The 25,869-nt window shown below is 36.9% G+C and carries 28 protein-coding genes; 12 read left to right on the top strand and 16 right to left on the bottom strand.

Annotated elements, in window-relative coordinates:
* Positions 1-129: 129 nt before the first annotated feature.
* Together MRZ19_RS07770 and murF are read right to left on the bottom strand one after the other, a co-directional pair.
* Complete coding sequence (locus MRZ19_RS07770) at positions 130-654, bottom strand: HIT domain-containing protein (protein WP_291031727.1); 525 nt, start codon at positions 652-654, stop codon at positions 130-132.
* A gap of 10 nt (positions 655-664) precedes the next feature.
* Complete coding sequence (murF, locus tag MRZ19_RS07775) at positions 665-2,122, bottom strand: UDP-N-acetylmuramoyl-tripeptide--D-alanyl-D-alanine ligase (protein ID WP_291031728.1); 1,458 nt, start codon at positions 2,120-2,122, stop codon at positions 665-667.
* Positions 2,123-2,232: 110 nt separating this feature from the next.
* On the opposite strand from murF, the gene MRZ19_RS07780 reads away from it, so the two are divergent.
* Entirely contained in the window at positions 2,233-2,361 is a 129-nt protein-coding gene (locus MRZ19_RS07780) for a hypothetical protein (RefSeq protein WP_291031729.1), read from the top strand.
* 5 nt (positions 2,362-2,366) lie between these two features.
* On the opposite strand, the gene MRZ19_RS07785 is transcribed toward MRZ19_RS07780, so the two are convergent.
* From MRZ19_RS07785 to MRZ19_RS07805, 5 genes are all read right to left on the bottom strand, one after another.
* On the bottom strand, positions 2,367-3,467 hold the full coding sequence (locus MRZ19_RS07785; protein WP_291031730.1) for an NAD(P)/FAD-dependent oxidoreductase: 1,101 nt from the start codon (positions 3,465-3,467) through the stop codon (positions 2,367-2,369).
* Positions 3,468-3,533: 66 nt separating this feature from the next.
* The gene (locus MRZ19_RS07790; RefSeq protein ID WP_291031731.1) at positions 3,534-4,277 is read right to left on the bottom strand and encodes an alpha/beta hydrolase; all 744 of its coding nucleotides are present in this window, start codon (positions 4,275-4,277) and stop codon (positions 3,534-3,536) included.
* On the bottom strand, positions 4,277-5,314 hold the full coding sequence (locus MRZ19_RS07795) for a D-alanine--D-alanine ligase (RefSeq protein WP_291031732.1): 1,038 nt from the start codon (positions 5,312-5,314) through the stop codon (positions 4,277-4,279). Before MRZ19_RS07795 ends, MRZ19_RS07790 begins: the two co-directional genes overlap by 1 nt.
* Before the next feature lie 76 nt (positions 5,315-5,390).
* A complete protein-coding gene (locus MRZ19_RS07800; protein ID WP_291031733.1) occupies positions 5,391-6,461 on the bottom strand; it encodes an alanine racemase in 1,071 nt (356 codons plus the stop codon).
* 33 nt (positions 6,462-6,494) lie between these two features.
* Entirely contained in the window at positions 6,495-6,812 is a 318-nt protein-coding gene (locus tag MRZ19_RS07805; RefSeq protein ID WP_291031734.1) for a c-type cytochrome, read from the bottom strand.
* 161 nt (positions 6,813-6,973) lie between these two features.
* Between MRZ19_RS07805 and MRZ19_RS07810 the strand changes: the two genes are divergently transcribed.
* Genes MRZ19_RS07810 through MRZ19_RS07835 form a run of 6 tightly spaced genes read left to right on the top strand, consistent with a single transcriptional unit; the run spans position 6,974 to position 13,502 of the window.
* Complete coding sequence (locus MRZ19_RS07810; RefSeq protein WP_291031735.1) at positions 6,974-8,587, top strand: HAMP domain-containing sensor histidine kinase; 1,614 nt, start codon at positions 6,974-6,976, stop codon at positions 8,585-8,587.
* Positions 8,584-9,255, top strand: coding sequence for a response regulator (locus MRZ19_RS07815; protein WP_291031736.1), 672 nt, complete (start codon positions 8,584-8,586; stop codon positions 9,253-9,255). Before MRZ19_RS07810 ends, MRZ19_RS07815 begins: the two co-directional genes overlap by 4 nt.
* Before the next feature lie 47 nt (positions 9,256-9,302).
* Positions 9,303-11,042 carry a DNA polymerase III subunit gamma/tau gene (locus MRZ19_RS07820; RefSeq protein ID WP_291031737.1) on the top strand — a complete coding sequence of 580 codons (1,740 nt, stop codon included), beginning with the start codon at positions 9,303-9,305 and terminating at the stop codon, positions 11,040-11,042.
* An 8-nt stretch (positions 11,043-11,050) separates the two neighbouring features.
* Complete coding sequence (gene tsaE, locus MRZ19_RS07825; RefSeq protein ID WP_291031738.1) at positions 11,051-11,458, top strand: tRNA (adenosine(37)-N6)-threonylcarbamoyltransferase complex ATPase subunit type 1 TsaE; 408 nt, start codon at positions 11,051-11,053, stop codon at positions 11,456-11,458.
* Positions 11,458-12,180, top strand: a complete 723-nt coding sequence (lptB, locus tag MRZ19_RS07830; RefSeq protein ID WP_291031871.1) for an LPS export ABC transporter ATP-binding protein — start codon at positions 11,458-11,460, stop codon at positions 12,178-12,180. The genes tsaE and lptB overlap by 1 nt, the downstream gene beginning before the upstream one ends.
* Positions 12,177-13,502 (top strand): RNA polymerase factor sigma-54, encoded by a 1,326-nt coding sequence (locus tag MRZ19_RS07835; RefSeq protein ID WP_291031739.1) that lies wholly within the window; start codon positions 12,177-12,179, stop codon positions 13,500-13,502. Before lptB ends, MRZ19_RS07835 begins: the two co-directional genes overlap by 4 nt.
* Here MRZ19_RS07835 and MRZ19_RS07840 read toward each other — a convergent pair.
* From MRZ19_RS07840 to recA, 7 genes are all read right to left on the bottom strand, one after another.
* Positions 13,499-14,362 carry an MqnA/MqnD/SBP family protein gene (locus MRZ19_RS07840; RefSeq protein WP_291031740.1) on the bottom strand — a complete coding sequence of 288 codons (864 nt, stop codon included), beginning with the start codon at positions 14,360-14,362 and terminating at the stop codon, positions 13,499-13,501. The two genes, MRZ19_RS07835 and MRZ19_RS07840, sit on opposite strands and share 4 nt — an antisense overlap.
* A 31-nt stretch (positions 14,363-14,393) precedes the next feature.
* Entirely contained in the window at positions 14,394-15,443 is a 1,050-nt protein-coding gene (gene waaF, locus MRZ19_RS07845; RefSeq protein WP_291031741.1) for a lipopolysaccharide heptosyltransferase II, read from the bottom strand.
* Positions 15,440-15,931: a shikimate kinase gene (locus MRZ19_RS07850; RefSeq protein WP_291031742.1), complete on the bottom strand. Its 492-nt coding sequence runs from the start codon at positions 15,929-15,931 to the stop codon at positions 15,440-15,442. Before MRZ19_RS07850 ends, waaF begins: the two co-directional genes overlap by 4 nt.
* Positions 15,918-16,691 carry an AMIN domain-containing protein gene (locus MRZ19_RS07855; protein ID WP_291031743.1) on the bottom strand — a complete coding sequence of 258 codons (774 nt, stop codon included), beginning with the start codon at positions 16,689-16,691 and terminating at the stop codon, positions 15,918-15,920. The genes MRZ19_RS07850 and MRZ19_RS07855 overlap by 14 nt, the downstream gene beginning before the upstream one ends.
* On the bottom strand, positions 16,688-16,870 hold the full coding sequence (locus MRZ19_RS07860) for a hypothetical protein (RefSeq protein ID WP_291031744.1): 183 nt from the start codon (positions 16,868-16,870) through the stop codon (positions 16,688-16,690). The genes MRZ19_RS07855 and MRZ19_RS07860 overlap by 4 nt, the downstream gene beginning before the upstream one ends.
* 62 nt (positions 16,871-16,932) lie before the next feature.
* On the bottom strand, positions 16,933-18,204 hold the full coding sequence (gene eno, locus MRZ19_RS07865; protein ID WP_291031745.1) for a phosphopyruvate hydratase: 1,272 nt from the start codon (positions 18,202-18,204) through the stop codon (positions 16,933-16,935).
* A gap of 1 nt (position 18,205) precedes the next feature.
* Entirely contained in the window at positions 18,206-19,249 is a 1,044-nt protein-coding gene (recA, locus tag MRZ19_RS07870; protein ID WP_291031746.1) for a recombinase RecA, read from the bottom strand.
* Between the two features lie 161 nt (positions 19,250-19,410).
* Between recA and MRZ19_RS07875 the strand changes: the two genes are divergently transcribed.
* From MRZ19_RS07875 to MRZ19_RS07895, 5 genes are read left to right on the top strand one after another with little or no spacing between them, the layout of a single operon-like run.
* Positions 19,411-19,824: a hypothetical protein gene (locus MRZ19_RS07875; protein ID WP_291031747.1), complete on the top strand. Its 414-nt coding sequence runs from the start codon at positions 19,411-19,413 to the stop codon at positions 19,822-19,824.
* Positions 19,825-19,833: 9 nt separating this feature from the next.
* On the top strand, positions 19,834-20,193 hold the full coding sequence (gene fliN, locus MRZ19_RS07880; RefSeq protein WP_291031748.1) for a flagellar motor switch protein FliN: 360 nt from the start codon (positions 19,834-19,836) through the stop codon (positions 20,191-20,193).
* Positions 20,190-20,705, top strand: coding sequence for a hypothetical protein (locus tag MRZ19_RS07885; protein WP_291031749.1), 516 nt, complete (start codon positions 20,190-20,192; stop codon positions 20,703-20,705). Before fliN ends, MRZ19_RS07885 begins: the two co-directional genes overlap by 4 nt.
* The gene (locus MRZ19_RS07890) at positions 20,695-21,567 is read left to right on the top strand and encodes an energy transducer TonB (RefSeq protein WP_291031750.1); all 873 of its coding nucleotides are present in this window, start codon (positions 20,695-20,697) and stop codon (positions 21,565-21,567) included. Before MRZ19_RS07885 ends, MRZ19_RS07890 begins: the two co-directional genes overlap by 11 nt.
* Positions 21,568-21,595: 28 nt before the next feature.
* A complete protein-coding gene (locus tag MRZ19_RS07895) occupies positions 21,596-23,692 on the top strand; it encodes an ATP-dependent helicase (RefSeq protein WP_291031751.1) in 2,097 nt (698 codons plus the stop codon).
* Here MRZ19_RS07895 and MRZ19_RS07900 read toward each other — a convergent pair.
* Both MRZ19_RS07900 and accA read right to left on the bottom strand, forming a co-directional pair.
* On the bottom strand, positions 23,679-24,899 hold the full coding sequence (locus MRZ19_RS07900) for an aminoacetone oxidase family FAD-binding enzyme (protein ID WP_291031752.1): 1,221 nt from the start codon (positions 24,897-24,899) through the stop codon (positions 23,679-23,681). The genes MRZ19_RS07895 and MRZ19_RS07900 overlap by 14 nt on opposite strands.
* 40 nt (positions 24,900-24,939) lie before the next feature.
* A complete protein-coding gene (gene accA, locus MRZ19_RS07905; protein ID WP_291031753.1) occupies positions 24,940-25,869 on the bottom strand; it encodes an acetyl-CoA carboxylase carboxyl transferase subunit alpha in 930 nt (309 codons plus the stop codon).

The raw sequence follows: 25,869 nt of genomic DNA on the forward strand, positions 1-25,869 counted from the left end.
AACAAATGTAGTGAAACATTAAAATTTTAATAAAATAGATTCCATATCTTGTATATAAGTAACATAGAAGGATAATTATTACTTTTTGAAACAAATTTTAATGTATTCTAGTGCATTTTGGCTTCAAAATCAATGTTTCAAAAAATGCGTTTTAGAGAGTGTTTGAATGTGTTTGAAAATTTTGTTAAAATCTACGCCATATGCACGCGTATCGCCGATGGTTGTAAAAAAGTTTGTATCGCCAATGTAGCGAGGGACAAGATGTAAATGTAGATGTTCTGGGATTCCAGCACCGCCGGCTCTTGCAATATTCATTCCTAGATTAATACCACTTGCGCCAAATTCCTTTAAGAGTGCCACCCCTTTTTGTGCAAATGTCTGTAAATGTAGCCAAGTGTCTAAATCAAGCAATTCTGGGGAGTGCGTGTGTGTATGGGGAAGGATTAAAAAATGTCCGGGAGTGTAGGGAAATTTATTCATCACACAAAAAATCTTAGAATCTCTGTAAAACACGCAATTCGCTTCATCGCTTAAAGAAAGGTCTTGCTTAGTGTTTGTGTGTAAATTTAACCCCTCAGAAATAGCACAAAACACACATAAATCTTGTTTTGAGCCAAAGTATTCACTCCGCCAAGGCGCATATAAATAGTCCATATTTTACCTTCTAAATGTAGCTTGGTGCATCGTTTGCAAATAGAATCAAATCGCCACTATTTGTTGTGGATTTTAGTATATGTTCAATATTTGTCTTATCTTTTAGTAAAATTTTTTGCGCATTGTGAATATTTATGCGCAGGATGTTCGCGTTAAGTTCACCTGTTATGATAGCGAGATTAAAGACTTTGTCAATCGCTCTTGCAAGCTTTATATTTGCTTCTTTAGAGCTTTCTATGAGTCCGGGAGTTACGATGATTTTCTTGCCATTATGCAAAGAGGCAAGGCGGATAGCTTCTAGCATTCCATCTAAGTTACCATTGTAGCTATCATCTAGGATAATTTTGCCATTAACAATAATTTTGCTTAGGCGGTGGTTTATGGGTTCTAGTTTTTGAGCCTGTTTAATTAATCGTGCGTTACTGATTCCAAGATCACTTCCAACAGCAATAGCAGCACTTATATTAATCACATTAAAAGCTCCTAAAATGCGTGTTTGGAAATTTAGCTTTTCACCTTTGATTGTAAGAGAGAAGTTTGTTCCTTTAAGTGTGGCTTCTATATCGCTTGGATTTTGTGGGAAGTTGATGATTTTTGCTAAAGGGGGAGGGTTTGTTGGTTGGATATTGTCTTTGTAAATATAAGCAGTCTTTAGGCGTTTGCTTTCTAAAATCTCATATTTCGTGCGGTAAATGTTTTCAATATTTTTAAAATATTCAATGTGTGCCTCGCCAATTTTACCAATAATAACAATTTGTGGAGCAATCAATTCCACAATCTCTTTAATATCACCACTCCCCCTAGCTCCAGCTTCTACAATGTAAATGTCTGTCAAAGGGGAGAGATTTTGGTTAATGTCTGCAATGATTCCTGTTAAGGTATTGACACTGCGCGGAGTTGCATAGACTTTGAAGCCTTCTTGTAAGATTTGGTTTAGGTAGTTTTTAAGACTTGTTTTGCCATAGCTACCTGTAACTGCGATAATTATGAGATTTGGAATGTTTTGTAATTTGTCTTTAGCGAGTTTTTTGTAGCGATTTAATAGAATTTTTTCTGTCAGAGAGGAGATGAAAATTGAGATAAATAATGGTAGGACATAAATGCACTGAATGATTGGTGAATGCCCATCTATGCCTAGAAGTAAAAGTTCATTAAAAATAATATAGAATCCAAAAAAGCGTAGCACTCTACCTGTTAGAATTAATTTTTTACTGAGATTAAAAATCCAAATTCCAAGCATTAAGAGATAAAGATATAGTCCTACATAAAAATAAATATTATCAGGGATAAAAATGAAATATAAAATTGGCAAGGTAAAATAAAAGAGATGCCAGCGTTGTTTATGGTGTTTGAAAAGAACGCGCGTGATTTTATAGTGATACCATTGGAGATTTACCATAGCATAATACCCAAGAGCTACAAGAAAAATCCAACGCGTTGCCATTATAAAAATATCAATGTCTTGCAAAATAGGAATCCTTAAAGAGAAAAATCGCAGAATTTTAACAAAAAATTTATTAAGTTTTTATTGTTTATAAATGTAACATATTAGATTTATAGAAAGGATTCTAATTACTAGTGGGGGCGATAGCTATGGGAGATGCGCGCAAATGCTTGGCGAATGGAGGAAAGTGTAAATGCAATAAGTTAAAAGGTGGGTTTGAAGCCATAGAGCAATTTTTAGCAATGGTAAAGACACTAGGCTGAAAAATTTAGCCTAGTAATGCCTTAAAACCTTTTAGTTGTAAGATCCATTTAAACTCCACTAACATTTTGATGTAAGCAGCTATTCTGCCTTTAATCTGTGTTTTTCCTATTAATCCTATGGCATAGTTATTTCCTAGAGAACATATTGTTGCCCTTGGAAGATAATTAAAGGGAGCAGGGGAGCTAGTATTAAAGTTTTTTGCTAAATAAATGCCTTGCTGGTTTGCTAGTTGTGCAGTTGGAGGAAAAAACCTTCCTGTGTTTGGATCTTTTAATGCAGCACAATCTCCTAACACAAAAATATTAGCCCTTTCTTGTTCTATTGGTTTTAAGAAGGCATCCACTTCAATTTTACTTCTTTGGGATTTTAAAAAGCTTGAGTTTTCTATGACTTCATTTCCTTTAACGCCGGCAGTCCATAAGATTAAATCTGCTGTAATTTTTTCTTGCTGTCCATCTTTTTCTATAATCAAAGTTTTATCTTGGCATTCTAAGATTTTAGAACCAAGATAGAATGTAACACCTAGCTTTTCTAGGTATGTTTTGGCGTGTAAGGCTAATTCTTTGTCAAACATAGGCAATATCATAGGCATAGCTTCTATACATTTAAGTTTGATGTTTTTGGCATCTTGTGCTAAATTCCCTAAAAGTTCAATCCCGCTAAATCCGCCACCACATACAACAACTTCGCAACTTTTATGGTTTGTTTTTTCTGCAATCATCTTATGGATTTCTAGGCAGTTTTTAAAATTTTTCATACTATGAGCATATTCCTTTACACCCGGTATTCCAAAATCATCACTAGTGAATCCTAATCCCACAATAAGGATATCATAGGAATAGATTCCATTTTTTCCTAAGACTTGTTTTTCTTGAATTTCAACAATGCTATCTTGCACAAAATGCACTGCTTTTGGCAAAATATCCTGATACTCTATTGTAATGTTTTGTGCCTTGCTAACAACCTCGTGGAGTAAAACGCTGGTATAATGGCTTGTTTCTTCAGAGATTAAAGTAAAGTTAAACTCTTTAAAATTTTCTTCTTTTAAATTTTTAATAAAGGATAAATTTGCATATCCTCCTCCTAGCAATACAACATTTTTCATTTTTTCTCCTTTATGTGATCTGGCAAAAATAAATTATTTTTTATAATTTAAATGCTTAAAAAATTTTTATTTGCCTTGATACTTTTGGTAGATTTTTTCAATCTCCTTTGCCTGTTTTAAAAAAAAGAAATGGTCGCCATCTAGTGGAAAAAATTTGGAATCCAAAATGAGTGCGTGGATGCGCTCTCCTGAACTTAGTGGTGTGGCAAGGTCCTCTCTGCCCCAAAAGATAAAGCAAGGGTTTTGAAAGTTTTTAAAAATGTTTGAAAAGTCTTCATCTACGACATTTTTAAAGGTTTGATACATTGTTTCATCCATATTTTGCACATCTTTTGAACGCAAAAGGTTTTTAAGGTTTTTGCTTAAGGGTGGTGCGATTTGATTGAGTAATTTTGTAAAAGCAATTTTTGCGCGCACTTTAAAGCTTTTTTGTGTGGGGATTCCAGCACTGCTTAGTAAAATTAATATTTTGGGATTTAATAGTGTGGCAACCTTTCCTCCAAAACTATGTCCTATAATGCTAATTTTTGTGGAATCTAAATGCAAGGATTCTAACATTAATCGCAAAATTTCTGCATAATCGTAAGTCTTTAGCGCAAAAGGCGGAGTTTTTGAGTTTCCAAAGCCCGGCAAATCAATGTAGTAATGTGTAAAATCTTTAAAAGTGCCTTTAAAGGCTTGCTGCATTAAATGCTTGCTAGCCCCCCAGCCGTGTAAAATCACAAGCGGTTTTTTGCCTGCTTGTGCATTATTAATGGTGTAAGATAGGTTAAATTCTGCATTGTTATAGGTTAGAATCTTTTGCGCCACTATTTGCCTTTTGCAAATTGGATTGTGTGCAATAGTGCATAATCTGCTTTAATGGAATTGGGCTTTGGTAAGGCGTGTAAGAGTGATTCTAGCGCATTTCTAAAATCCTTAAAAAGATAGTTTGCAAGACTTCCTGGCACGGGATTGATTTCATTAAGATAGCATTCTCCCTCTTTTACAAAAAAATCACAGCGGATAAGTGCGCCTTCAAAAGCGTTAGTGTAAAGCTTTGTGAAACTCTCTTGCAAAGCTTGTTTTAGGGTGTCGCTAATCTCTGCTTCTTTAGCGTTGCTTGTGCGCGAAAAGTCTAAATATTTTTTCTCAAAATCTAACATTTTATTTTTCTCTGGCTCTTCAATGAAGGAGAATTGGATTCCCTCTTTGCCCTTAAATCCTGCAAGATTATATTCTTTAATCCCTGCAATAAAAGGTTCAATGATAATCTTTTCATCGTATTCAAATGCGCAATCTAAAGCATATTGTAAATCTGCTTGCGACTCTACAATATTAATACCAAGTGAGCTTCCAAGGCGTGCAGGTTTAATGATGACAGGAAAGTTTAAATCATTAGGTGGAGTGTCATTGTAATAAAGCACGCGATAAGTTAGGCATTTCACGCCACGACTTTTGGCAAAAGATTTCATAAGTTCTTTATCATAGCTTAACACGCACGCAGGATTGCGCGGTCCGATGTATGGGATTCCATAAAAATCTAGCAAAGAAGCAAGTGTGCCATCTTCACCATCGCCCCCGTGGATTAAATTTAGGATTGTGGGAAAATGCAAGGGTTTTTGTCCAAAGAATGTGCGTGTGTAGAATCCATCTTTTTTCAGATAGATTTTTTGGGCTTTTTCATAGGATTTGTTGCTAAAAAACTTTGATTGCATTTGTTCTGCTGGTATGTGGTAAAAGTTATGGTTGGAATCTAAAAAAATAAAATGCCTCACTTCTGGAAGTAACTTTTTTAGGGTAATTGCGCTTACGATACTAATTGCGTGTTCATAAGATTTTCCGCCAAATAAAATACAGAGATTCACGAATTTTCCTTTAACGATGCAAGATGATTCTAAAATCATACCAAAAGTAATGTTAAACACGCAAAAAGTTGGAATCCTAAACGATAATGCGTGGAATGTAGGCGTGTAAATGCGCTAGGATTTCATAGGGAATCGTGTTAAACGCCTTTGCAAAGGCATTGACATTATTAAATAGACACACACTTGGTGCATCACTTTCTATGCTAATGCAATCCATACTAGCACGCGGTAGAATCCTATACCCTTCAGTTGTGTATAATTCCATTCCCTCACGCAAGCGAAAAAGTCCATCGCCATAGCCTATATCATAAGTAGAAACTCCATTGCTTGTTTTTAATGTGCTAGCTCCTCCATAGCCGATACTTGCGCCACTTTTTAGCTTAAAAGTAGAGATTTTGTTAGCAAAAAGAGAAGCAATAGGCTTTAGCTTTGGTGTGTTTAAGGGGCTACAATTATAGCCATAAAATGCGATTCCAATGCGGAATAAATCATCTTGTAATTCTTTGGGTAAGCTTGCATTAAAAGCACTTGCACGCAATGCACCAGATGAGCTTAAAGAATGGAATCTAGGACGCGGAATCTTAAAGGATTGACACAATTTTAGGGCTTCTTTTTTGATGTCTAAAAACTCCATATTTTGCGTATAAAATGCACTATTTAAATCATCGCCATAGCCATTGTGTGTAAAGATTCCTTTAAGGTTTAAATTGCGTGTTGTCATTAGTCTTAAGGCGTCTTTAAGCTCTGTTTTATCAATCCCATTGCGGTGCATTCCGCTATCAATTTTGAGTTCAATATTTGTGCCACTTGGATAATCTTGCAAGGATTCTAAATTTGGCACACAAAAGGCAATATAAGGAATCTTAAGTGCAGAATTTAAAGCTCTTTGATTGGGCAGTGAGTTTGGATAAAGGATTGTGATGTCTTTAAAAAAAGGCGTGATGCTTAGGGCTTCTTGTATGTTTTTTACAAATGCAGTTTGGATTTTTGCTTCTTTTGCTAAGGTTGCAATTTCTATAATGCCGTGTCCATAGGCATTATCTTTTAGCACAATGGCAATTTTTTCTGGATTTGTAGGTGCAATAGCTTGCGTGGTAGTTTTGTGATTATAAAAAAAGTTTTGTTTGCTAATTTCTAAATAAGGCATAAAAAGTCCCCAAACAACAAGGGGGCTTGAGAGTTATTTTACAGGTGGGAGTTTAGAGATATAATCTGCAACTGCTTCAATGTCTGCATCTGTTAATTTAAAGGCTTTCATATTTGCATACATAATCGCTTTTGCGCCACCATTATCTGCTGTTCCTGCTGCATATCCTTTAAGCTGCTCAATGAGATAGCTTTTTTCTAAACCAGCAAGCTTCACATTGCCTTTGCTTCCCGGTGCTACTTTATCGCCTTTAGCACCGTGGCAAGCAACGCATTTTCTATAAATTTCTTCACCATTAGAAGCCATTAAACAGCCACTTGCTAGCATTAAACCTAATAAAATTTTTTTCACGCCAACTCCTTTTTGGTTGATTTTGTTTTGTAATGATAGCCTTTTAACTTAAAAGAATCATAAAATTTACACACATTGCATTTTAGTTTTTAAAAAATCATCTAGCATAAATTTGTATTTTTGGTGTTACAATAAGGGTTTCATTCCTTGAAGGATAAATTTTGCGGATATTTAGAATTGTTGGGACAACACTTGAACATAAAGCGCGTATTTTAGTGTTTAACATTGCTTCTGGGCTGCTTTCGCTTGCTGTTGTGTCTTTTGTGTATCATTTTAGTTTAAAATATGATTATGATATGCTTTTTATGGAGTATAGTCAGTTACTTATGGGGCTTGAAGAAGTTCGGAGTAGGCTTAATAGTGCGCAAAATCTAGTCTATGTAGCACGCCACCAAGAAGAAATTTTGCAAGCAAAGCAGAGCGTGGTTGCGCAGTGGAATAGTTACAAGGCTTTGCAAGAGAAACTCTTATATGAGAGCGATTCTACGCATTTTTTACTCAATGTCTATCGGTTTTTTGCAAAAGGTGATTCTGTGCTACGCAAAAAGATGGAATTACAAAGCAGTTTAGAGAGCTTAGAAACAGAGATTGGTCTTTATTTAGAGTTTTTAAGTCCTAATAGCCAACAAAGTGCTGTGCAAAGTCAGAAAGTTAAACAAAGCATTAATTCTTTAAATGATAAGATTTCTGGAATCGCACATTTAAATTTGCAATTGACAGAAGCTAAAAAAGTGCGTAATAATGCTTTACATAATGCATTGCAAAAAGTAATTTTAGTGATTATGTGTTTAATTATGCTTATTACAATGCTATTAAGCTTTTTGATTTTGCGCAGTATTAAAAATCTTCACGCAACGCTAGAGGAAAAGGTTAAAGAAAAAACTAAAGAATTGCAAAAACTCAATAATTCCTTGCAAGAAAATATAGAAAAAGAAGTGCTTGAGAGTCGCAAAAAGGATCAGATTATGTATCAGCAAGCGCGCCTTGCAAGTATGGGAGAGATGATTGGAAATATTGCTCATCAATGGAGACAGCCCTTAAATGCGTTAATGCTACTGATTCAAACTTTTAAAGTCAAATCCCAAAATGGCAAACTCACGCAAGAGTTTATTGAGCTTCAAGTAGAAGATGGGCTAAAGATTGCAAAAAGAATGTCCCAAACCATTGAAGATTTTAGAAACTTCTTTCACTCAGCAAACGATAAAGAGCCTTTTAATTTAAAAGAAAACATTTACGATTCTATCTCTTTAGTGGATGCATTTTTAAAGCAAAATGAGATTGAAATGATTGTGGATTGTGCAGAAAATATTGTGCTTTGTGGTTACAGAAATGCTTTTTCTCAAGTGTTATTAAACCTAATAAAAAACTCTGAAGATGCTTTAAGGGCGCGCGGAGTTATGCCAGCAAGGATTAAAATCCTAGTAGAAATTACACACGAAAGTGAGAGCAAAGATAGCCCTAAAGATTGTGCTAGGATTTTATTTATGGACAATGGCGGTGGAATCAAGCTTGATGATATTCAAAAGATTTTTGAGCCTTATTTTACAACCAAGCATAAATCCGTAGGCACAGGGATAGGGCTTTATATGTCCAAGCAAATTATAGAAAAGCAAATGCAAGGGAGTATTGAAGTGCGTAATGTGCGCTATGATGATGCGTTTAATCTTGTGTGTGATGGCAGAGATTGCGTACGAGATTGTGGGTTTAAAGATGGCACTTGTGGGGCACAATTTATCCTTACGATTCCATTAAATGCGCAAAAGGAGCAAGCGTGATTAGTAAAAATGATGAAAAAGTTTTAAAACGCCTTAAAGTCTTGTATGTAGAAGATGAAGAAGATATTTTAAAATTTGCCGCAATGGTGCTTGAAGACTATGTGGATAAGCTTTTTATTGCGCATAATGGTAAGAAAGCTTTAGAGATTTTAAAGCAAGAAAGCATTGATTTAGTCATTACTGATATTTTAATGCCAAAATTAAATGGGATTGATTTAATTAAAGAGATGCGTAAAAATCCCCTTTTAGAAGTTGCGATTATTGTGGTTACTGCACACGCAGAAACGCATTATTTGTTAGATTGTATTGCATTGCGTGTTGATGGATATATTTTAAAACCTATTGATGTAGAGGAGCTCTTAAAAACGATTTTGCGTGCGGTTTTGCCAAAGTTTCAAGCCAGTGAAATTAAAATGCAAAATGTGCTATTAAATGCGATTTCTATTTTTGTAGGGGGCAAGAAAATAGAAATTATTAGGTATTTAATAGAGCATAGCGATGATGAAAATATTTTTTATGGTTCTTATGAAGACATTGTGCAAGAAGTGGGCGTGAGTAAGCCTACGGTGGTCAAGACATTTCGTCAGCTGATTGATACAGGATTGCTTGTGCGTTTAAAAAATAAAATTTACAAATTTCGGTCTGATATTGCGCAGTATAAAGAGTGATTAAAATATAGTTAATGTAGAATTGTGCTTTTAACTTAGGAAGGAAAATGGAACAACAAGCATTAGCTTTAAAATACCGCCCAATGGACTTTGATGCGCTTGTAGGACAAGAAGCGGTTAGTCGCACACTCTCTTTAGCACTTGATAGCAAACGCTTATCGCACGCTTATTTATTTTCTGGGTTGCGTGGGAGTGGAAAAACTTCTAGTGCTAGGATTTTTGCTAGAGCCTTGCAATGTGAGAGTGGTCCTAAGTCTAAGCCTTGTGGCACTTGCGCAAATTGTCTTGCTGCAAATCCGCATAAAATGAGCCACATTGATATTATGGAGCTTGATGGTGCGTCAAATCGTAAGATTGATGACATTAGAGATTTGATTGAGCAAATAAAATACCATCCTAATATGGGGCGGTTTAAGATTTTTATCATTGATGAAGTGCATATGCTAACGCGTGAAGCCTTCAATGCGCTCTTAAAAACACTAGAGGAGCCACCTGAATATGTGAAGTTTATCCTAGCAACAACAGATCCTTTGAAATTGCCTGCTACCATTTTAAGTAGAACGCAACATTTTCGTTTTAAGCGCATTTCTGACAAACAGATTTTTGAACACTTAAAAAAGATTCTAAAAAATGAGCAAATCTCCTATCAAGAAGAAGCACTTAGAATGCTTATAAGAAGTGGGGCTGGTTCTTTGCGCGATACGCTAACCTTGCTTGATCAAGCCATTATTTATTCTAGCTATAATGTAACTTCTGCAGTGTGTGCAAATATGCTAGGACTTATCAATACAGAGAGTTTAAACGCACTTTTTGAATGCATTTTCGCGCAAGATAGAGATGCGCTACTTAAGATGCTTGAAGGTTTTTTTGAATACGAATGCGGAATGCTTTTAGATGAGATGAGCATTTTTCTAAAAGAGAAGCTTTTAAAAGGTGAGGATTTGCGCTATTCTAGCTTGCTTGTGGATCGCTTTTTTAGGATTATCACACAGGCTAAGGAGCTTTTATTTTTAGGTTCTGAGAATGAATTTGTTTTAACACTTAGTGCCTTTAAGATGTTAGAAGCATTGAAGGTAGAGAGTATTGATCTTGCAATTGCGCATTTAGAGAAAGGGCTTTTTGAGAGTTTGCCAAAGTTTGAAAACACGCAAAGCACAGCACAAAAGTTGGAATCCAAAACACAGATTCCACAGACACAAGAAGTTTTAGAGAGTTTAGAGCCTACACAAGCACTGCAAAATACGGAATCTAAAAATTTAGATTCCAACATTTTGGATTCCAAAGCTTCTCTTAATGATTCCACACAAGATCACGCAAAAGCCTTTTTTGCACTTTTGAAGCAAAAGATTTCTGCGCATAATTATGATTTAGGGGAGATTTTTGCCAAAAATGTGCGCTTAATTAGCTTTCAAGATTCCGTGCTAACTTGGGAAACGCTTGCTGTGGATAGGGATAGAGAGCGATTAATTAAGGCATATAGCATTATTAAAAACTATGTGCTAGAAGTTTTTGGAATGCAAACACAGATTAAAAACATTAGCGTACCACAAAAAGAAATACAACAACCACAGGAGAAAGAATTAAAACAAACGCCACAAATACAAGAGCCACAAAAATTGGAATCCAAAAATTCAGATTCCAACATTTTAGATTCCAACTTGACACCGCAACAACAAGCCCAAAGAGAAGTTGCACAGGCTTTACAATCCCCCCTTTTGCAAAGCGCACAAGAATTATTAGACATTAAGCAAGTCAAAGTGCGTCCCCTTCGTGTGGAATCTTATTAGGAAATAAGATGGAATTAGTTTTAGCACAAAATGAGATTCCACAATTACTAAAAGTGCTAGAGTTGCCTAAAAATCGTGGAATCTATTTGCTTAGTGGAAACTTAGCAAGCGGCAAAACAACGCTTGTTCAAGCAATGGTAAAGGCTTTAGGTGTTGTGGCAAATGTTACTTCGCCCACCTATTTAACAGCCTTAGAATATGGAAAAGGAATTTATCATTATGATATTTATCAAAGGGATTTAAACACGCTTTTTGCGCTTGGTTTTTTAGAAGAACTTGAAAAAGAAGGTTGGCATTTTATAGAGTGGGGCGATGAAAATTTAGCTAAAATTCTAAAAGACATTGGCTTGCCCTTTTGGCGTATTACCATAACGCAAGAAGGTAACAAGCGCAAATACACTCTAGGGGAATATTGATGCACACATTAGAAGCTAGGCATTTGAGTAAAACCATTAAAAAAATGGAGATTATTAAAGACATTTCTATTTGTGTGCAAAGTGGCGAAGTTGTGGGGCTTTTAGGTCCAAATGGTGCGGGAAAAACAACGACTTTTTATATCATTTGTGGGCTTTTAGAAGCAAGTGGTGGGAGTGTGAGCTTTGATGGGCAAGACATTACTAAGCTTAGCTTGCACAAGCGCGCGCAGCTTGGGATTGGTTACTTGCCCCAAGAATCTAGTGTGTTTAAAGATTTGAGTGTGGAGGAGAATTTACGCATTGCTGCTGAGGTGTGCTTTGAAGGAGAGAAGGCGCAAGAAAAACGCATTGAGGAGTTATTAGAGGAGTTTAATATTGAACCAATCCGTAGTCGCAAGGGAGTCAATCTAAGTGGAGGAGAGAGGCGTAGAGTTGAGATTGCACGTGCATTGGTTAAAAAGCCCAAGTTTATTTTGCTAGATGAGCCTTTTGCGGGCGTAGATCCTATTGCTGTGCTTGATATTCAAAAGATTATTAAAAAGTTGTTGGGTTTTGGGATTGGCGTGTTAATCACAGACCATAATGTGCGTGAAACTCTTAGTGTATGCGATAGGGCGTATGTCATTAATAAAGGCTCTTTGCTTGCAAGCGGTGATGCAAGAATGATTTATCAAAATGAGCTTGTGCGCAGGCATTATTTAGGTGAGCATTTTAAAGTATGAAACTCCGCACGCAAACCTCCGCAACCCTAAAGGCGAAACTCTCCTCAACGCTAAAGAGTTGGTTGCCAATTTTGCAAAGTGGAATAGGTGATTTAGAAGAGACACTTAATGGCTTTGGACTAGAAAATCCGTATTTTGAAGTGAAATCTGGAATCACAGATTCACTTAGTGCGCAAAGTGCAGTGCATAAAAAGCAATGCAAGGAAAAAATGCGCGGTGCAAAGGGCGGGAGTGCTGAAAATGATGGCATTGAGCAGTTTTGTATCCAAGAAGAAAGCTTAGAGGTTATGCTATTGCGTCAAATTGAACCGCCTTTGTTTCCTACAAAAAACTCCCAAAAGATTGCTAAAAAAATCATTGAAAATTTAGACAATGAAGGGTATTTTGATGGTGATTGTGCAATGATTGCTCAGGCTTGTTCTAAAGCATTAGAAGCAGAAATTAGTGCAAGTGAGGTGGAGAAAATCCGCTTGCGTTTTGCGTATTTAGAACCACCCGGGATTGGTGCTTTAAATGTAATGGAATCTTTTAGATTCCAATTAGATGATTTGGATGTGCCAAGTGATGTGTATGGGATGTGTATGGAGATTTTAGAAAATTTACAAGAGCATACAAAATTTAAAAAAAATCCTTTATATCCTAAGGCAATGCGTGTGATTCAAAGCTTTAAAAACCCTCCAGCCTTAGATTTTTTTCAAAAAGAAGCCGCTGTGATACCGGATATTTTGGTTTTAGAAGACAATAATAATATCCAAGTGCAGATTAATGATAGATATTATCCTAGTATTCTTATCCAAAAGCAAGAAAAAGCCAATAAAAATAGCATACAAGACGCCTTTATTAAAACTAAGATTAAAGAAGCGCGTGATCTTGTTGATGCGCTTGAGATGCGTAAGGCGACTTTGTATAAAATTGGGCTAATGCTTGTGGAGTATCAATATGAGTTTTTTAAAGGTGGTGAGATAAAGCCGATGACACTAAAGGATTTAGCAGAAGAGTTTGGACACGCTCCAAGCACGATTTCAAGGGCAATTTCTAATAAATATTTAGAATGCGCACGCGGAATCTTTCCACTTAAAAACTTTTTTGCAACTGCCATTGATGAAGACACTTCAAACGCTACTATTAAGGACTTTGTAGCAGAGCTAATTCGTAATGAAAACAAGCAAAAACCGCTAAGTGATAGCAAAATTTTAAAGCTTGCAGCAGAGAAATTTAAAGTTACAATGGTGCGCCGAACAATCGCAAAATATCGCTTACAGCTTAATATTGCAAGCTCTAGTGAGCGCAAAAAACTCTATAAAATGCAAGTGGAGGGTTAAGAGTTACGAAAATCTGCGTATTCTAGGGGGATTAAGCAGTCTTCTACACTTAAGATTTGTGTGTAAATTTTATAATCATAACCGATTTTAAAGAGTGCATTGATGGCGTTTAGCTGTGTTTGGCTAAGGGAGATGGAGTCTTCATTTGCATAAAGATTTAAATAGGTTTCAAGTTGGTTGGAATCTACGCGGATAAGATTGCGCTCCTCTAGCATTTTGGATAAAAGTGATTTATTTTCTAAGGCAATTTTTACAGCTTTTGTTAGCATTTGCTCACAAATGATTGCAACACTTAATGGTAAAGAGCGACGGATGCACATTCCACCAAGCGGCAAGGGCAAATCTTGCTTATTTAGCGCGCACCAAATCTCCCAAATCTCTCTTTCTATTTCTAAATTTTCATCGTATTGCAAAATGGATTCGTGGATTAACACTCCTGCATCCACTTCACCGCTTAACACAGCGTTTTCAATGTCTAAGAAATTTTTATACACGATTCTAGCATTGGGATAGGCAATTTTAAAAAGCATTGCATTTGTTGTGTGTGCGCCACTTAGGGCAACTTTGAAATTGCGCTTTAGACTTTTGCCCTTTTTTTTAATGAGTTTTGGACCATAACCTTTACCAAAGCTAACGCCCGTTCTTAGTAAGCATTGTTCTTGGAATAAAAGGGGATAGACGCTAAAAGAGATAGCAGAGATATCAAGAGTGCCTTGTAGTGCCTTTTGATTAAGCGTTTGGATGTCAAGTGCTAGATTGTGGAATGCAATGTTTTCGTGGCTAACCCAACCAAATGCGATGGCATAATACATAAATAAATCATCAGCATCAGGGGAGTGTCCTATTTGTAACACGCGCATCTTTGCTCCTTTTGTGGGATTTTATTTCAAATTAACTTATAAGGGATTGAATCGCCTTAATAACTAGGTTTGGTGTGAGCGCACACATACATTTGTGGTAGTCTTTGGAATCTTTTGGGAGTGGGCAAGTGCGTTGCATACAAGGCATACAAGGGAGTTTTTCGCCCAGCGTTTCTAAAGAGATAATGCGTGCTTTTGGAGCGTTAAATGGGGCGGTTTCTTTGGCGTTTGTGGGACCAAAAAGTGCTAAAGTTGGAATCCCTAATGCTGCTGCTATGTGCATAGGACCGCTATCATTTGTGAGCAAAAAATCTAAATGTGAGAAATACGCAATAAGGCTTGGAATAGTGGTTTTTCCACTGAGATTTAATAGGGAATTGCTGTGCTGTAAATGTTGTGGCAAATGCGCTAGAATAGATGCGTTGATTGGATTTTCATTTTCTACGCCAAAAAGCAAAATGTTGTAATTTCTTTGTAGTAAATATTCTATACATTTTGCAAAATAATCTTCCCTCCAGCGTTTTGCTGCCCCAAAGGCAGCCCCTGCGTTAATGCCTGCAATTTTGGAATCTAAAAAAGCATTTGGAAGTGTGATGTTGATGGGTTTTGGTTTTAGATAGAGTTTTTTAGGAATTGTGATAATTTCTGTTTGGTTTTTAAAATGTTGTAATGTTTGGGTAGCAAGCAAAGCAAAGCACATCGCTTCGTGCGTGTTTTTAGGCTTTTTTGGGTGGAGATGTAGTAAGAAACTCCGTAATTCTTTAGAAAAACCAATGCGAAATTTTGCGCCATTAAAGGTAAGGAATAGGGCGGAGAGGAAGTTATTTTGAAAGGTTATACCAAGCTTGCAAGTTGGAATCTTTTTTGCAAGCTTGTAGAGATTTAGGATTCTAAATTTACTCCTTTTGCTAGTGTCTTGTAGGGCTGTAACATTTGGATAATGCGTAAAAGGTGCTATGCTAGCTTCAGAGCCAACAAGATAAAAATGCGCTTCCTTAAAGTTTGTGCATAAAATTTCAAGCGCATAAGTTGCCATTATGGCGTCGCCTAGCCAATTTGGGAGTCTAATTAAAATCTTCACAATAAGCTTAGGATTTCTTGTGCGATGTTTTGTGGGGTTTGGTTTGCGTTAATGCAATAATGTGCGGAGTTTTGGTAGGTTTCTAAGCGTTCTTTGTAAAGCTTAAATGCGGAATCCTTTTCCTGAAAAAGGGGGCGTTTGGCGATTTCTTTTTCATTTAAGCGCATAAAAATCATTTCAAAATCAAGGTGTAAAAAAAACACCTTTCCCATTTTTTTGACATTGCAAAACATTGGCATTCCACCTCCTGTGGCGATGATTGTATGTGTGATGTGGTTTGCGCAAAACTCACAAAAATTAGATTCCAATTTTCTGAAATATCTTTCACCCTTTGTTGCAAAAATTTCTGGAATGCTCAGATTTTCTTGGTAAGTAATGAGCAAATCGCTATCCATTGCTAATGCCCCACTTTTCTTATGGAGCGTTCTAGCAATCGTGCTTTTGCCACTTCCCATAAAGCCAATTAGCACGCAATTAGTAGAGTTCAATGCTGTAATTTCCCATTTTTGTGTCTTTTGTAAGATTGTATTTGTATTGTCCATCTAAATCTAGTGTGATGCGATAAAAGTCTAGATGTGTGTCTAGGCTAACTTGTGGAATTGTTGGAATCTTTGGAGCAAAAGATGCTTTGAGTGGTTTTTTACTGGGAGCTTTAAAGTCTAAAATTAAGCGTGTAGGAGATGCAAGGGTGAAATCTCTAATAAGCGTTAAATGCGTGTTTAAAAAGACACTATTTTTAGTGACTTCAAAGTTGAAATATTCTTCTAATGCGAAATTTTCTTTTTCTGGGATATTGAGAGTTTTAGGTTGCACTTCTTGGCTTAAAATTAAGGGAAAATGCCAATCAATATCGCCTTCTAATTCTTTTTCTAGCGTTGTGATAGAGCCATTTAGATTTTGGTATTCCAAAGTAATTTTTTTAATTTTTCTAGCAGTGGAAGGTAAGATGAGTTCGGTTTTTGTGAATAAATCAAGTTGGGGTGCATTTGTGATTTGTCCACTATCTTTTGGTGTGATAACAGGTGTGAAAGGATCGCGCACTTTTTTTGTTGTGTTATTTTCTTGTGTGTTGGTAGGCTCTTTTGGGGCTAGATTTTCCATAATTCCTGTGGGTTCTATGGAAGTTTCTGCTATTGGCTTTGGCGTTTGCTTGCTTGCATCAATGTTTAATGCTGGGATTTCAGGAAGTGCAGTCTGTGCGTTTAAAAGCGTTAAAGTAAGGGTTAGCATTAGTGTTAAAAATTTCATTTTGGTTCCAATCCTTTTAATTCAAAAAGTTCCTTTTGTAAGGTTGCATTTTCGTGCATTAGGCGATTCACCTCTTGGCGCATTTGTGCTTTTTTTTGATTGATTTTAAGTAATACGCTAAAGGAATTATCTCCAAAAAGTAAATTACCAATATACACGCCCACAATACAAACTAACAAAATAAAGCTAAAAAAGGGCAATAATTTGTAAAATCCTCCCCTTTTAAACTCTAGCGATTCCATTATTTAAAAAGTTGTTTTCCTAAATATATAGGTGTGCTAAGTTCATTCTCAATAGCTAATAAGCGATTGTATTTTGCCATTCTTTCACTCCTTGCCGTAGAACCTGTTTTAATCTCACCTGTATTTAAACCAACAGCAAAATCAGCGATAAAACTATCTTCGCTTTCTCCGCTTCTGTGGCTCATAATGCAAGAGTAACCATTGCGTTGCGCTAGGCGGATTGTTTGCATTGTTTGACTGATTGTTCCGATTTGATTTGGTTTAATGAGCACAGCATTTGCTATATTTTTATCAATGCCTTGTGCTAGAATCTTTGCATTTGTAACAAACAAATCATCGCCTACAAGCTGCACTTTATGCCCAAGTTTTTGCGTTAGCTTCTCCCAGCCACTCCAATCATCTTCGCTTAATCCATCTTCAATGGATACAATAGGGTATTTTGCAACGAGCTTTTCATAATATGCAATAAGCTCTTCTGCGCTTAATTCTCTATTTTCTCCCTTTAGGCAATAGATTCCTTTGTCATTGACAAATTCACTGCTTGCAACATCAAGTGCGATTGCAATTTGCTCTCCTTCCTTGTATCCTGCCTTTTTAACCGCTTCTAAAATGATTTGGATAGGCTCTTCATTATTGTTAAGATTGGGGGCAAATCCTCCTTCATCACCAATACTTGTGATATGTTTGGAATCCTTTAGGATTTTCTTAAGATGTTGGTAAATCTCTGCACTTGCGCGCATTGCTTCACTAAAGCTATCAAAGCCCATTGGCATAATCATATACTCTTGAAAATCCACCGTGTTATCTGCGTGGCTTCCACCATTGATGATATTTAGCATAGGTACAGGCAGTGTTAAAGCATTTACCCCGCCTAAATAGCGATACAAAGGAATTTTTAAGCTTTGCGCTGCAACTCTTGCAACTGCCATTGAGACGCCTAGTGTAGCATTTGCACCTAGATTTGAAAAATTTTCTGTGCCATCTAAAGCGATTAAAAGATTATCAATTGCAACTTGATCATAAGGGCTTAAGCCAATGATTTCCTCGGCGATTTTTGTTTGGATATTTTCACACGCCTTTAAAACGCCTTTCCCTAAAAATCGCTCATCCCCATCTCTTAGTTCTAATGCTTCTCTTTTTCCCGTGCTTGCACCACTTGGGACAATTGCGCTTGCAACACTGCCATCGCTTAAAAGAATGGTTGCTTTAATGGTTGGGTTGCCGCGACTATCTAGCACTTCTTGTGCGTTAATATCATCAATATAAACCATTTTAATTCTCCGCCTTTACTTCAATGTCATCATTATTGGATAAATCATCAGTGATGGAGATGGAAACTTTAATTTTTTCCTCAATTTCTTGGGCAATTTCTGGGTTTTCTTTCAAAAAGATTTTAGCATTCTCCTTGCCTTGTCCAAGCTTTTTATCTCCATAGCTTAACCACGCTCCGCTTTTATCTACAATATCAAGTTTGACTCCATAATCAATGAGTTCGCCTTCTTTGCTAATTCCTTCTCCAAACATAATGTCAAATTCTGCTCCCCTAAAGGGCGGTGCAACTTTGTTTTTTACAACCTTTGCTTTGACGCGATTTCCAATGTTTTGTTCGCCTTGTTTTAAAGCAGCGATTCTGCGCACATCAATGCGCACGCTCGCATAAAATTTCAGTGCATTTCCTCCTGTTGTTGTTTCTGGGCTTCCATAGCCTGGAACGCCGATTTTCATACGGATTTGGTTAATGAAAATCACAGTGGTGTTCATTTTGTAAATAACACCCGTAACCTTACGCAACGCTTGGCTCATTAAACGCGCTTGAAGCCCCACATGTTGATTTCCCATATCGCCTTCAATCTCGCTTTTTGGAGTGAGTGCTGCCACAGAGTCAATCACGATTAAATCCACACCACCGCTTCTTATGAGTGTTTCTAAAATTTCTAAGGCTTGCTCTCCAAAGTCTGGTTGGGAAACAAGTAGGTTTTCCACATCCACGCCTAAGCGTTTTGCATAGGTTACATCAAGGGCGTGTTCTGCGTCAATAAATGCACAAATTCCGCCTGCTTTTTGGCATTCTGCAACAACTTGTAAAGCAAGTGTTGTTTTTCCAGAGCTTTCAGGTCCATACACTTCAACGATTCTGCCTTTTGGAACCCCACCAATCCCTAATGCAATGTCTAGTCCTAAAGAGCCTGTGCTAATGGAATCAATTTTTTCTGCTGGCTTATCGCCAAGCCTTATAAGCGCACCTTTACCAAAGGCTTTATCAATTTGTTTAAGGGCAAGCTCAATTGCTTTTTGCTTATTTTCATCTAAAGCCATTTTTTCTCCTAAAAATAATGAAAGCTTTATTCTAGCTAAATTAAGATTAAAAAATGCAACAAAGTGGAATTTTTGTAAAATAATCCTAAAGATTTTCTCTCTTAAAAAAGCTTAATAAATTTTAGCTATAATTTAGAAATTTACAAGAACGAGGGGTGTTTATGGAGTCCATTTTTGAAAAGGCGTTTATACAGGTGATGCAAGATACTTTAGGTGTCATTCCATTGCGCATTGAAAGCAAGCTTTTAGAAGGGTATCTCTCAAGCACGGACATTACATTTGAAGATGGGATGCGTAGTGCTATTACATTTGTAAGCTCTAAAGAGTTTCTAGGAACCTTAGCCTATGGTTTATTAGGAGAGAATATTTCTGAGGATTTAGAATTGCGCGATTTGTCCCAAGAGTTAGTCAATTTAACCGTTGGTTTAGCAAAGGTGTTGGCTGTGAAAGAAGAGATGCAATTTAATGCCGCAATACCGCGTGCTTTTGGCTTTGGTGAGTTTCAAGATGCGCAATGCCGTTGCTTAAATTTTGCCTTAGATGGCGCACCTTGTTCATTATTTATGCACACATAAAGGAAAAATATGCCAGCAGATGAATTTACACTTGCTAGGATTCAAGCTCCAAAACAAGAGGATTTAGCCCGCTATTTAGAAGGGATTATGAATAATTATGGTGGGCTTTTGGATATGGAAGTTGTGTTCCGCTCCGAGCTTGGTTCTACAAAAGTTCCACTCTTAGAAATTTTGCAGTTTGAAAAAGGTTCCATTATTGATTTGCAAAAGCCAGCAGGTGAGAGTGTGGAGATTTTCATTAATGGGCGGATTATTGGCAAGGGTGAGGTGATGGTGTATGAAAAAAACCTAGCAATCCGTGTGAATGAGATTTTAGATTCCAATGCGATTATTTATTATTTAACACGCGAGAGTATAAGCACGGTATGAAAGCTATTCTTTTATTTTTGTTTTTTGGGATTTTTGCTTTTGGGGAGATTGGTGCTAAAAGTGCTGTTGCAAATGATGCAACTGCATCTAAGGATGCATTGGTTTTGCCTTCTTTAGAGGATACAGAATCTCATAATATGTTTCCTTTTGAAACGGGAAAATCTCCGCTTGATAACATTAGCGGATTCCAATATTTTGGTGTGATTTTAGTTTTATTGGGGTTGCTTGCCTTTTTGTGGTCTGTGAAAAATCGCTTAAACTCTCCTAAAATGAAGGCTCATCAAAGCCCTTTGAGATTTTTTAGCAAGGAAACTAAAGAGGGTGATGGGAGGGTTGAAGTGCAGTCTGTAACAACGCTTGGTGCGCAGAGTAAATTGGTTATTTTTGAAGCATACAATAAGCGATATTTGGTGGTTTTAAATCCCAATGGCACAATGCTAATTGATTCTTATGAAACAAAAAGTATGTTTAAGGATATGTTAGAGCAAGATAGTCAGAAGAATGCGAAATAACCTAGTTGCCCTTTTTCTCTCTCTTTTAATTCACTGCATTCTTTTTTTGCTGTTCTTTTTGCGTTTTGAAGCCAAGCTTGAAAATGTCTATAATCCTCCACCTATGGGAAGTGAGCAGGGTGAGCGTGTGAGCTTGAAACATTTTAGATTCCAACAAGGGAGCAATGCGCCACAAAATATGGAATCCAAAAACACAAATGATTCTAAAGCAAGCGCGGAATCAGAATCAAGCATAGAGTCGCTAGCAAGTTTGGAATTTAAGAAGAATGTGGAATCCAAAATGCAAGAAACAAAAATACAAGAAGTCTCTAAAGAAATTCTAAAAGAATCTTTTAAAGAAGTTCCACAACAAATGCAAAAGGCTAGCATTGATAAACCCCCTACTCCGCAAACAAAAGATTCCAAGCTTTTAAAACAATCCAAAGCATCACAAGAATCAAAGGCTTCTGAAGTTTCACATTTTAGTGCATTAGAAAAAAGCCCATCATCGCCTTCAATTTATGATTTTGGCACAAGTGAGCAAACGCAACAGATTCAGGATTTATATGGTGCTGAATTTGGCACTTTAAGCCCAAAAGAGCAGGAATTTATTAAGAATCATCTTGATGCAATTGGAAAAATCACACAGCGTTATTTAAAATACCCTGCAATTGCTGGTAGAGTGGGGCAAGAGGGTGATAATGTTGTGGAGTTTTATTTGCATCCTAACGGAGACATTACGGATTTAAAACTTCTACACGCAAGCGGTTATAGGCTACTTGATGATAATTCTTTGCGCACTATTAGAATCGCTTATAAAGATTATCCTTATCCTAGTGAAAAGACAAAAATCCGCATTCGTGTGATGTATCGGATTTATTAGATATAATTTGTGCTTTTAAAGGTGGAGAATGCAAGATTTTTTAGCAGACTTAAATCTTACTCAGCGTGAAGCAGCGACAACTATTGATGGTGCACTTTTGATTTTAGCAGGGGCAGGCAGTGGCAAGACAAAAACCATCACCACCCGTCTTGCTTATTTGATTGATGCAGTTGGGATTCCCCCTAGTAATACCCTAACCCTAACCTTCACAAATAAAGCAGCAAGTGAAATGCAAAAGCGGGCTTTAAATATGATTCAAAGCACCACGATACATCCGCCCTTGTTATGCACTTTTCATAAGTTTGGATTACTGTTTTTAAAGTTTTATATCACGCATTTAGGGCGCAAAGTTAATTTTATCTTAGCAGATAGTGAGGACACTAAGCGCATTGTTAAAGAACTAAACGGAGATTTAGCACCACTTCCACTAATCCTTAGTGAAATTTCACGCTATAAAAACTCTCAAATCTCTATAGATGAAGCTTTGAAATTTGCGCATAATGATACCTATAAACACATTGCAAAAGTATATGGAAAATATCAAGAATTTTTACTGCAAAAAAATATGGTAGATTTTGATGATTTACTTTTACTTCCATTAGAAATTATGCAACAAAATAAAGAAATTGCTAGGGAAGTGAGTGAAAAATACCAATACATAATGGTAGATGAATACCAAGACACTAATCATTTGCAATATTTGTTGCTTAAATGTCTGTGTTCTGCACATCAAAACCTTTGTGTTGTGGGGGATGATGACCAAAGCATTTATAGTTGGCGGGGGGCAAATATCCAAAATATTTTGCAATTTAGTGAGCATTTTAAGGGTGCTAAGGTGATTAAACTCCAAGAAAATTACCGCTCCACGCACACCATTTTACAAGCGGCAAATGCGTTAATTGCGCATAACAAACAAAGGCTTGGGAAAACGCTAATTAGCACTTTAGGAGAGGGGAAAAACATAGAGATTTTTCACTCTAGCGATGAGCAAGAAGAGGTGCAAAACATCACAAAGGCAATCCGCAGGCTTTTAGATTCCAATGTTAGCCCTAAAGATATTGCAATTTTATTCCGCTTAAATGCGCTCTCTCGCTCTTTAGAGGAGGGCTTTAATCGCGCTAAGATTCCTTATGTTCTAGTTGGCGCAATCCGTTTTTATGAAAGAAGTGAGATTAAGGATGTGCTAAGTTATTTGCGTGTGCTTGTAAATTTAGAAGATGATTTTTCGCTAGCACGCATTATTAATAAGCCAAAGCGTGGGATTGGTAAGACGACGCTAGAGAAAGTTTTGCGCCTTGCACAAGAGCATAAAAGTAGTGTGTATGGGCTGTTTAAGGATTCTTTAAAAGATGGAATCTTAAAGGGAGCAATGAGTAAAAAAACCTATGAGAGTTTCCAAGCGTTTTTTTCTACAATGTTAAGCTTGCAAGAGAGTTTGAAGCAATCTAGTCTAAGTTTTATTGAAGCATTTGAAGAGAAAATCGGATTTTGTGAGGCGTTAAGTCAAAGCAATGATGCAATTGATAGGGTGAGTAATGTGGAGGAATTTTATGGCGTGTATAGGGAGTATGTTAAGCAAAATCCGTTAATGGAGCTAGAGGATTTTTTAAATGATTTAGCCTTGCGGAGTGATCAAGAGGATGTAGAAATGCGCACGCAAAGCAAGGGAGTGGAGGGCGTGTCTTGTATGAGTGTGCATTCTAGTAAGGGATTAGAATTTGATTATGTGTTTATTATCGGGCTTGAAGAGGGTTTTTTTCCGCTTGTGCGTGAGGATAGCAATGTAGAAGAGGAGCGCAGACTTGGGTATGTGGCTTTTACGCGTGCGAAAAAGGAGTTGTTTTTAAGTTATGTGGATTCTAGGTTTTATCGTGGGAATCGTGCAAGTTTGCTTCCTTCAAGATTTTTAAATGAAAGTGGTGTGTGTGAGACTAGGATGCCTTTTAAAGAGGAAGCAATAAGAGATTCTAATATGGGTTTTAAAAAAGGGGATTGTGTGATGTATAAAATCTTTGGTGCAGGCAGAATCCTAGAGGTTAGCAAAATTGGCAAAGAAGTTAAGCTGAAAATCAATTTTGGAGGACTTATAAGAGAGATTTTAGGAAGCTATGTTAGCAAGATATGAAATTGTTAAGTTTGCCAAGCACCGCTTTAGCGCAGATGTATGCGCTTGCCCAAGCAAAGGCAAGATTGTAGCCACCGCGATTGCCAACAATGTCTAGCATTTCACCGATGATATAAAGCCTTTTGTGTTTTTTGGATTCCATTGTATTTGGGTTAATTTCCATTCCGCTTATGCCACCGCCACAGACTTCAGCACTTTCAAAGTCTTTGAAATGAGGATTTTTGCAAGGAAAGTTTTGAAGGGTAAAAATAAATTGTTTGCGTTGTTTTGTGTTGTTAGGATTAAAGTTAAAATGCCCTGCAAACATTTGAGCAATTTTTGGGTGCAAAAAGCCACCAAGTAAGGTTTCTAGGGGGATTTTAGAATGATTTTTAAGTGTGTTTTGTAAAGCGTTTTCTAGGGTTTTTGGTGTGAGATTGGGTAAAAAATTAAGAAGTAGAGTGAGGTTTTTGCGCATTTGTATAAAGCTGGAGATATCAAGTGCACCAAAGCCTGAGATTCCATAGTTTGTAAAAAGCACATCATCTAGGGTTTGGGCTAAGATTTGTGTGTTTTCTTTTAAAGTTAGTTGAGCTTTGATTTTAACACCGCTTAAGCAATCAAATGTGGAATCTAAACGAATTGGCACAAGGGCGGGGTAGGCTTGGTGGTGCTTTAGATTAAGTTGCTTAGCTAGAATTTCTCCCTTGTTGCTGCCCCCTAATTTTGGTGCTGCTTGACTGCCACAAGCTAGGATTAGCGTTTTAAAGCTTGTGGTATGATTGTGGCTGTGGAGTAAAAAGTTGGAATCGCTTTTTGTGATGGCGGTGATTTCTGTGTTTAGATGGATTTGTAAGTTGGGATTTGCATTTAGAGTGTGCGTAAAAATTTCCAAAACTGATTTTGCAGAGTTTGATAGGGGATAGGCTTTTCCATTTTCTTGTGTGTGAAGGTGAAGTCCTAGAGTTTGACAAGTTTTTGCAAAGGCGTTAAAAGGGTAGTTTTGTAAGATGTTTTGTAAGTCTTTTTGCAAAAAGCTTGTGCTTTGAAAATGCGTGGAATTTGTGTGTGTATTGTGGATATTGCAACGCCCATTGCCTGTAGCAAGAAGTTTTTTGCCTAAGATTTTATTTTTTTCAAAAAGTGTAATTGGAATATTGTGTAAGGAGAGCAGCATTGCACAAAAGATTCCGCTTGCGCCTCCACCGATGATTGCGACTTTTTGCATTGCATTCTTTTAGGGATTGTTGGAATCTATTTGTGCAAATCTATGCTTGAAAGCTTCCGTAGTTCATCAGCTTATTGAAGCGTTTGTTTAAATAATCTGGATCTTGGCGAATAGAATCTAAAGATTCTAGGAAGTAAGTTTTAATTGCTTCTGCTGCACCTTCTTTATCTCTGTGTGCGCCAATGCCCGGTTCTGTGATGATTGCATCTATGAGATTGGATTCTTTTAAGTCTTCGGGTGTGATTTTTAGTGCTTGTGTAGCACTTTCAATTTTACTTGGGTCATTCCATAAAATTGCTGCACAGCCTTCTGGAGAAATCACACTAAAGACAGAATACTGCATCATTGCTAATTTATCTGCCACGCCAATTGCAAGTGCACCACCGCTTCCACCTTCGCCAATGACAATGGAAATGGTAGGAATCTTAAGTGTGCTAAATTCTTGTAAGTTTTTTGCAATAGCCTCACTTTGTCCGCGCTCTTCTGCTCCAACTCCGGGATATGCGCCGGGCGTGTCAATGAACATTAAAAGGGGAATCTTAAATTTTTCTGCCATTTTTGCCACACGCAATGCTTTGCGATAGCCCTCTGGATTTGGCATTCCAAAGTTACGATAAAGTTTATTTTTTGTTCCCCTACCTTTTTCCTCGCCAATGACAATTACTTTTTCGCCTGCAATTTTTCCAAGATAGCAAACAATGGAGTGGTCATCGCTAAAATGTCTATCTCCGTGGATTTCTAAAGGTTCATCTAAAAGCAGGGCAATATAATCTAGGGTGTAAGGGCGGTCGGGATGTCTTGCAAGCTGTAATTTTTGGTAATCAGAAAGATTAGAATAAACCTTTGAAACCTCTTTGTCTAAATCCTTTTGCAAAATCGCAATTGCGTGTGCATCGTTTTTTAGTTTTGCTGTGGCGATGTTTTCTTGGATTGTTTTGATTTTTACTTCAAAATCTAAATAAGTTGCCAC

Origin of the sequence: Helicobacter sp. (assembly GCF_022770205.1) — a bacterium.
Lineage (GTDB): Bacteria > Campylobacterota > Campylobacteria > Campylobacterales > Helicobacteraceae > Helicobacter_D.

Bases quoted from the DNA above. Each gene is read 5' to 3' on its own strand.
- MRZ19_RS07770 (WP_291031727.1), bottom strand. From the start codon at position 654: ATGGACTATTTATATGCGCCTTGGCGGAGTGAATACTTTGGCTCAAAA.
- MRZ19_RS07785 (WP_291031730.1), bottom strand. From the start codon at position 3,467: ATGAAAAATGTTGTATTGCTAGGAGGAGGATATGCAAATTTATCCTTT.
- MRZ19_RS07800 (WP_291031733.1), bottom strand. From the start codon at position 6,461: ATGCCTTATTTAGAAATTAGCAAACAAAACTTTTTTTATAATCACAAA.
- MRZ19_RS07820 (WP_291031737.1), top strand. From the start codon at position 9,303: ATGGAACAACAAGCATTAGCTTTAAAATACCGCCCAATGGACTTTGAT.
- tsaE (WP_291031738.1), top strand. From the start codon at position 11,051: ATGGAATTAGTTTTAGCACAAAATGAGATTCCACAATTACTAAAAGTG.
- lptB (WP_291031871.1), top strand. From the start codon at position 11,458: ATGCACACATTAGAAGCTAGGCATTTGAGTAAAACCATTAAAAAAATG.
- MRZ19_RS07835 (WP_291031739.1), top strand. From the start codon at position 12,177: ATGAAACTCCGCACGCAAACCTCCGCAACCCTAAAGGCGAAACTCTCC.
- MRZ19_RS07840 (WP_291031740.1), bottom strand. From the start codon at position 14,362: ATGCGCGTGTTACAAATAGGACACTCCCCTGATGCTGATGATTTATTT.
- MRZ19_RS07855 (WP_291031743.1), bottom strand. From the start codon at position 16,691: ATGAAATTTTTAACACTAATGCTAACCCTTACTTTAACGCTTTTAAAC.
- eno (WP_291031745.1), bottom strand. From the start codon at position 18,204: ATGGTTTATATTGATGATATTAACGCACAAGAAGTGCTAGATAGTCGC.
- recA (WP_291031746.1), bottom strand. From the start codon at position 19,249: ATGGCTTTAGATGAAAATAAGCAAAAAGCAATTGAGCTTGCCCTTAAA.
- MRZ19_RS07875 (WP_291031747.1), top strand. From the start codon at position 19,411: ATGGAGTCCATTTTTGAAAAGGCGTTTATACAGGTGATGCAAGATACT.
- fliN (WP_291031748.1), top strand. From the start codon at position 19,834: ATGCCAGCAGATGAATTTACACTTGCTAGGATTCAAGCTCCAAAACAA.
- MRZ19_RS07885 (WP_291031749.1), top strand. From the start codon at position 20,190: ATGAAAGCTATTCTTTTATTTTTGTTTTTTGGGATTTTTGCTTTTGGG.
- MRZ19_RS07890 (WP_291031750.1), top strand. From the start codon at position 20,695: ATGCGAAATAACCTAGTTGCCCTTTTTCTCTCTCTTTTAATTCACTGC.
- MRZ19_RS07895 (WP_291031751.1), top strand. From the start codon at position 21,596: ATGCAAGATTTTTTAGCAGACTTAAATCTTACTCAGCGTGAAGCAGCG.
- MRZ19_RS07900 (WP_291031752.1), bottom strand. From the start codon at position 24,899: ATGCAAAAAGTCGCAATCATCGGTGGAGGCGCAAGCGGAATCTTTTGT.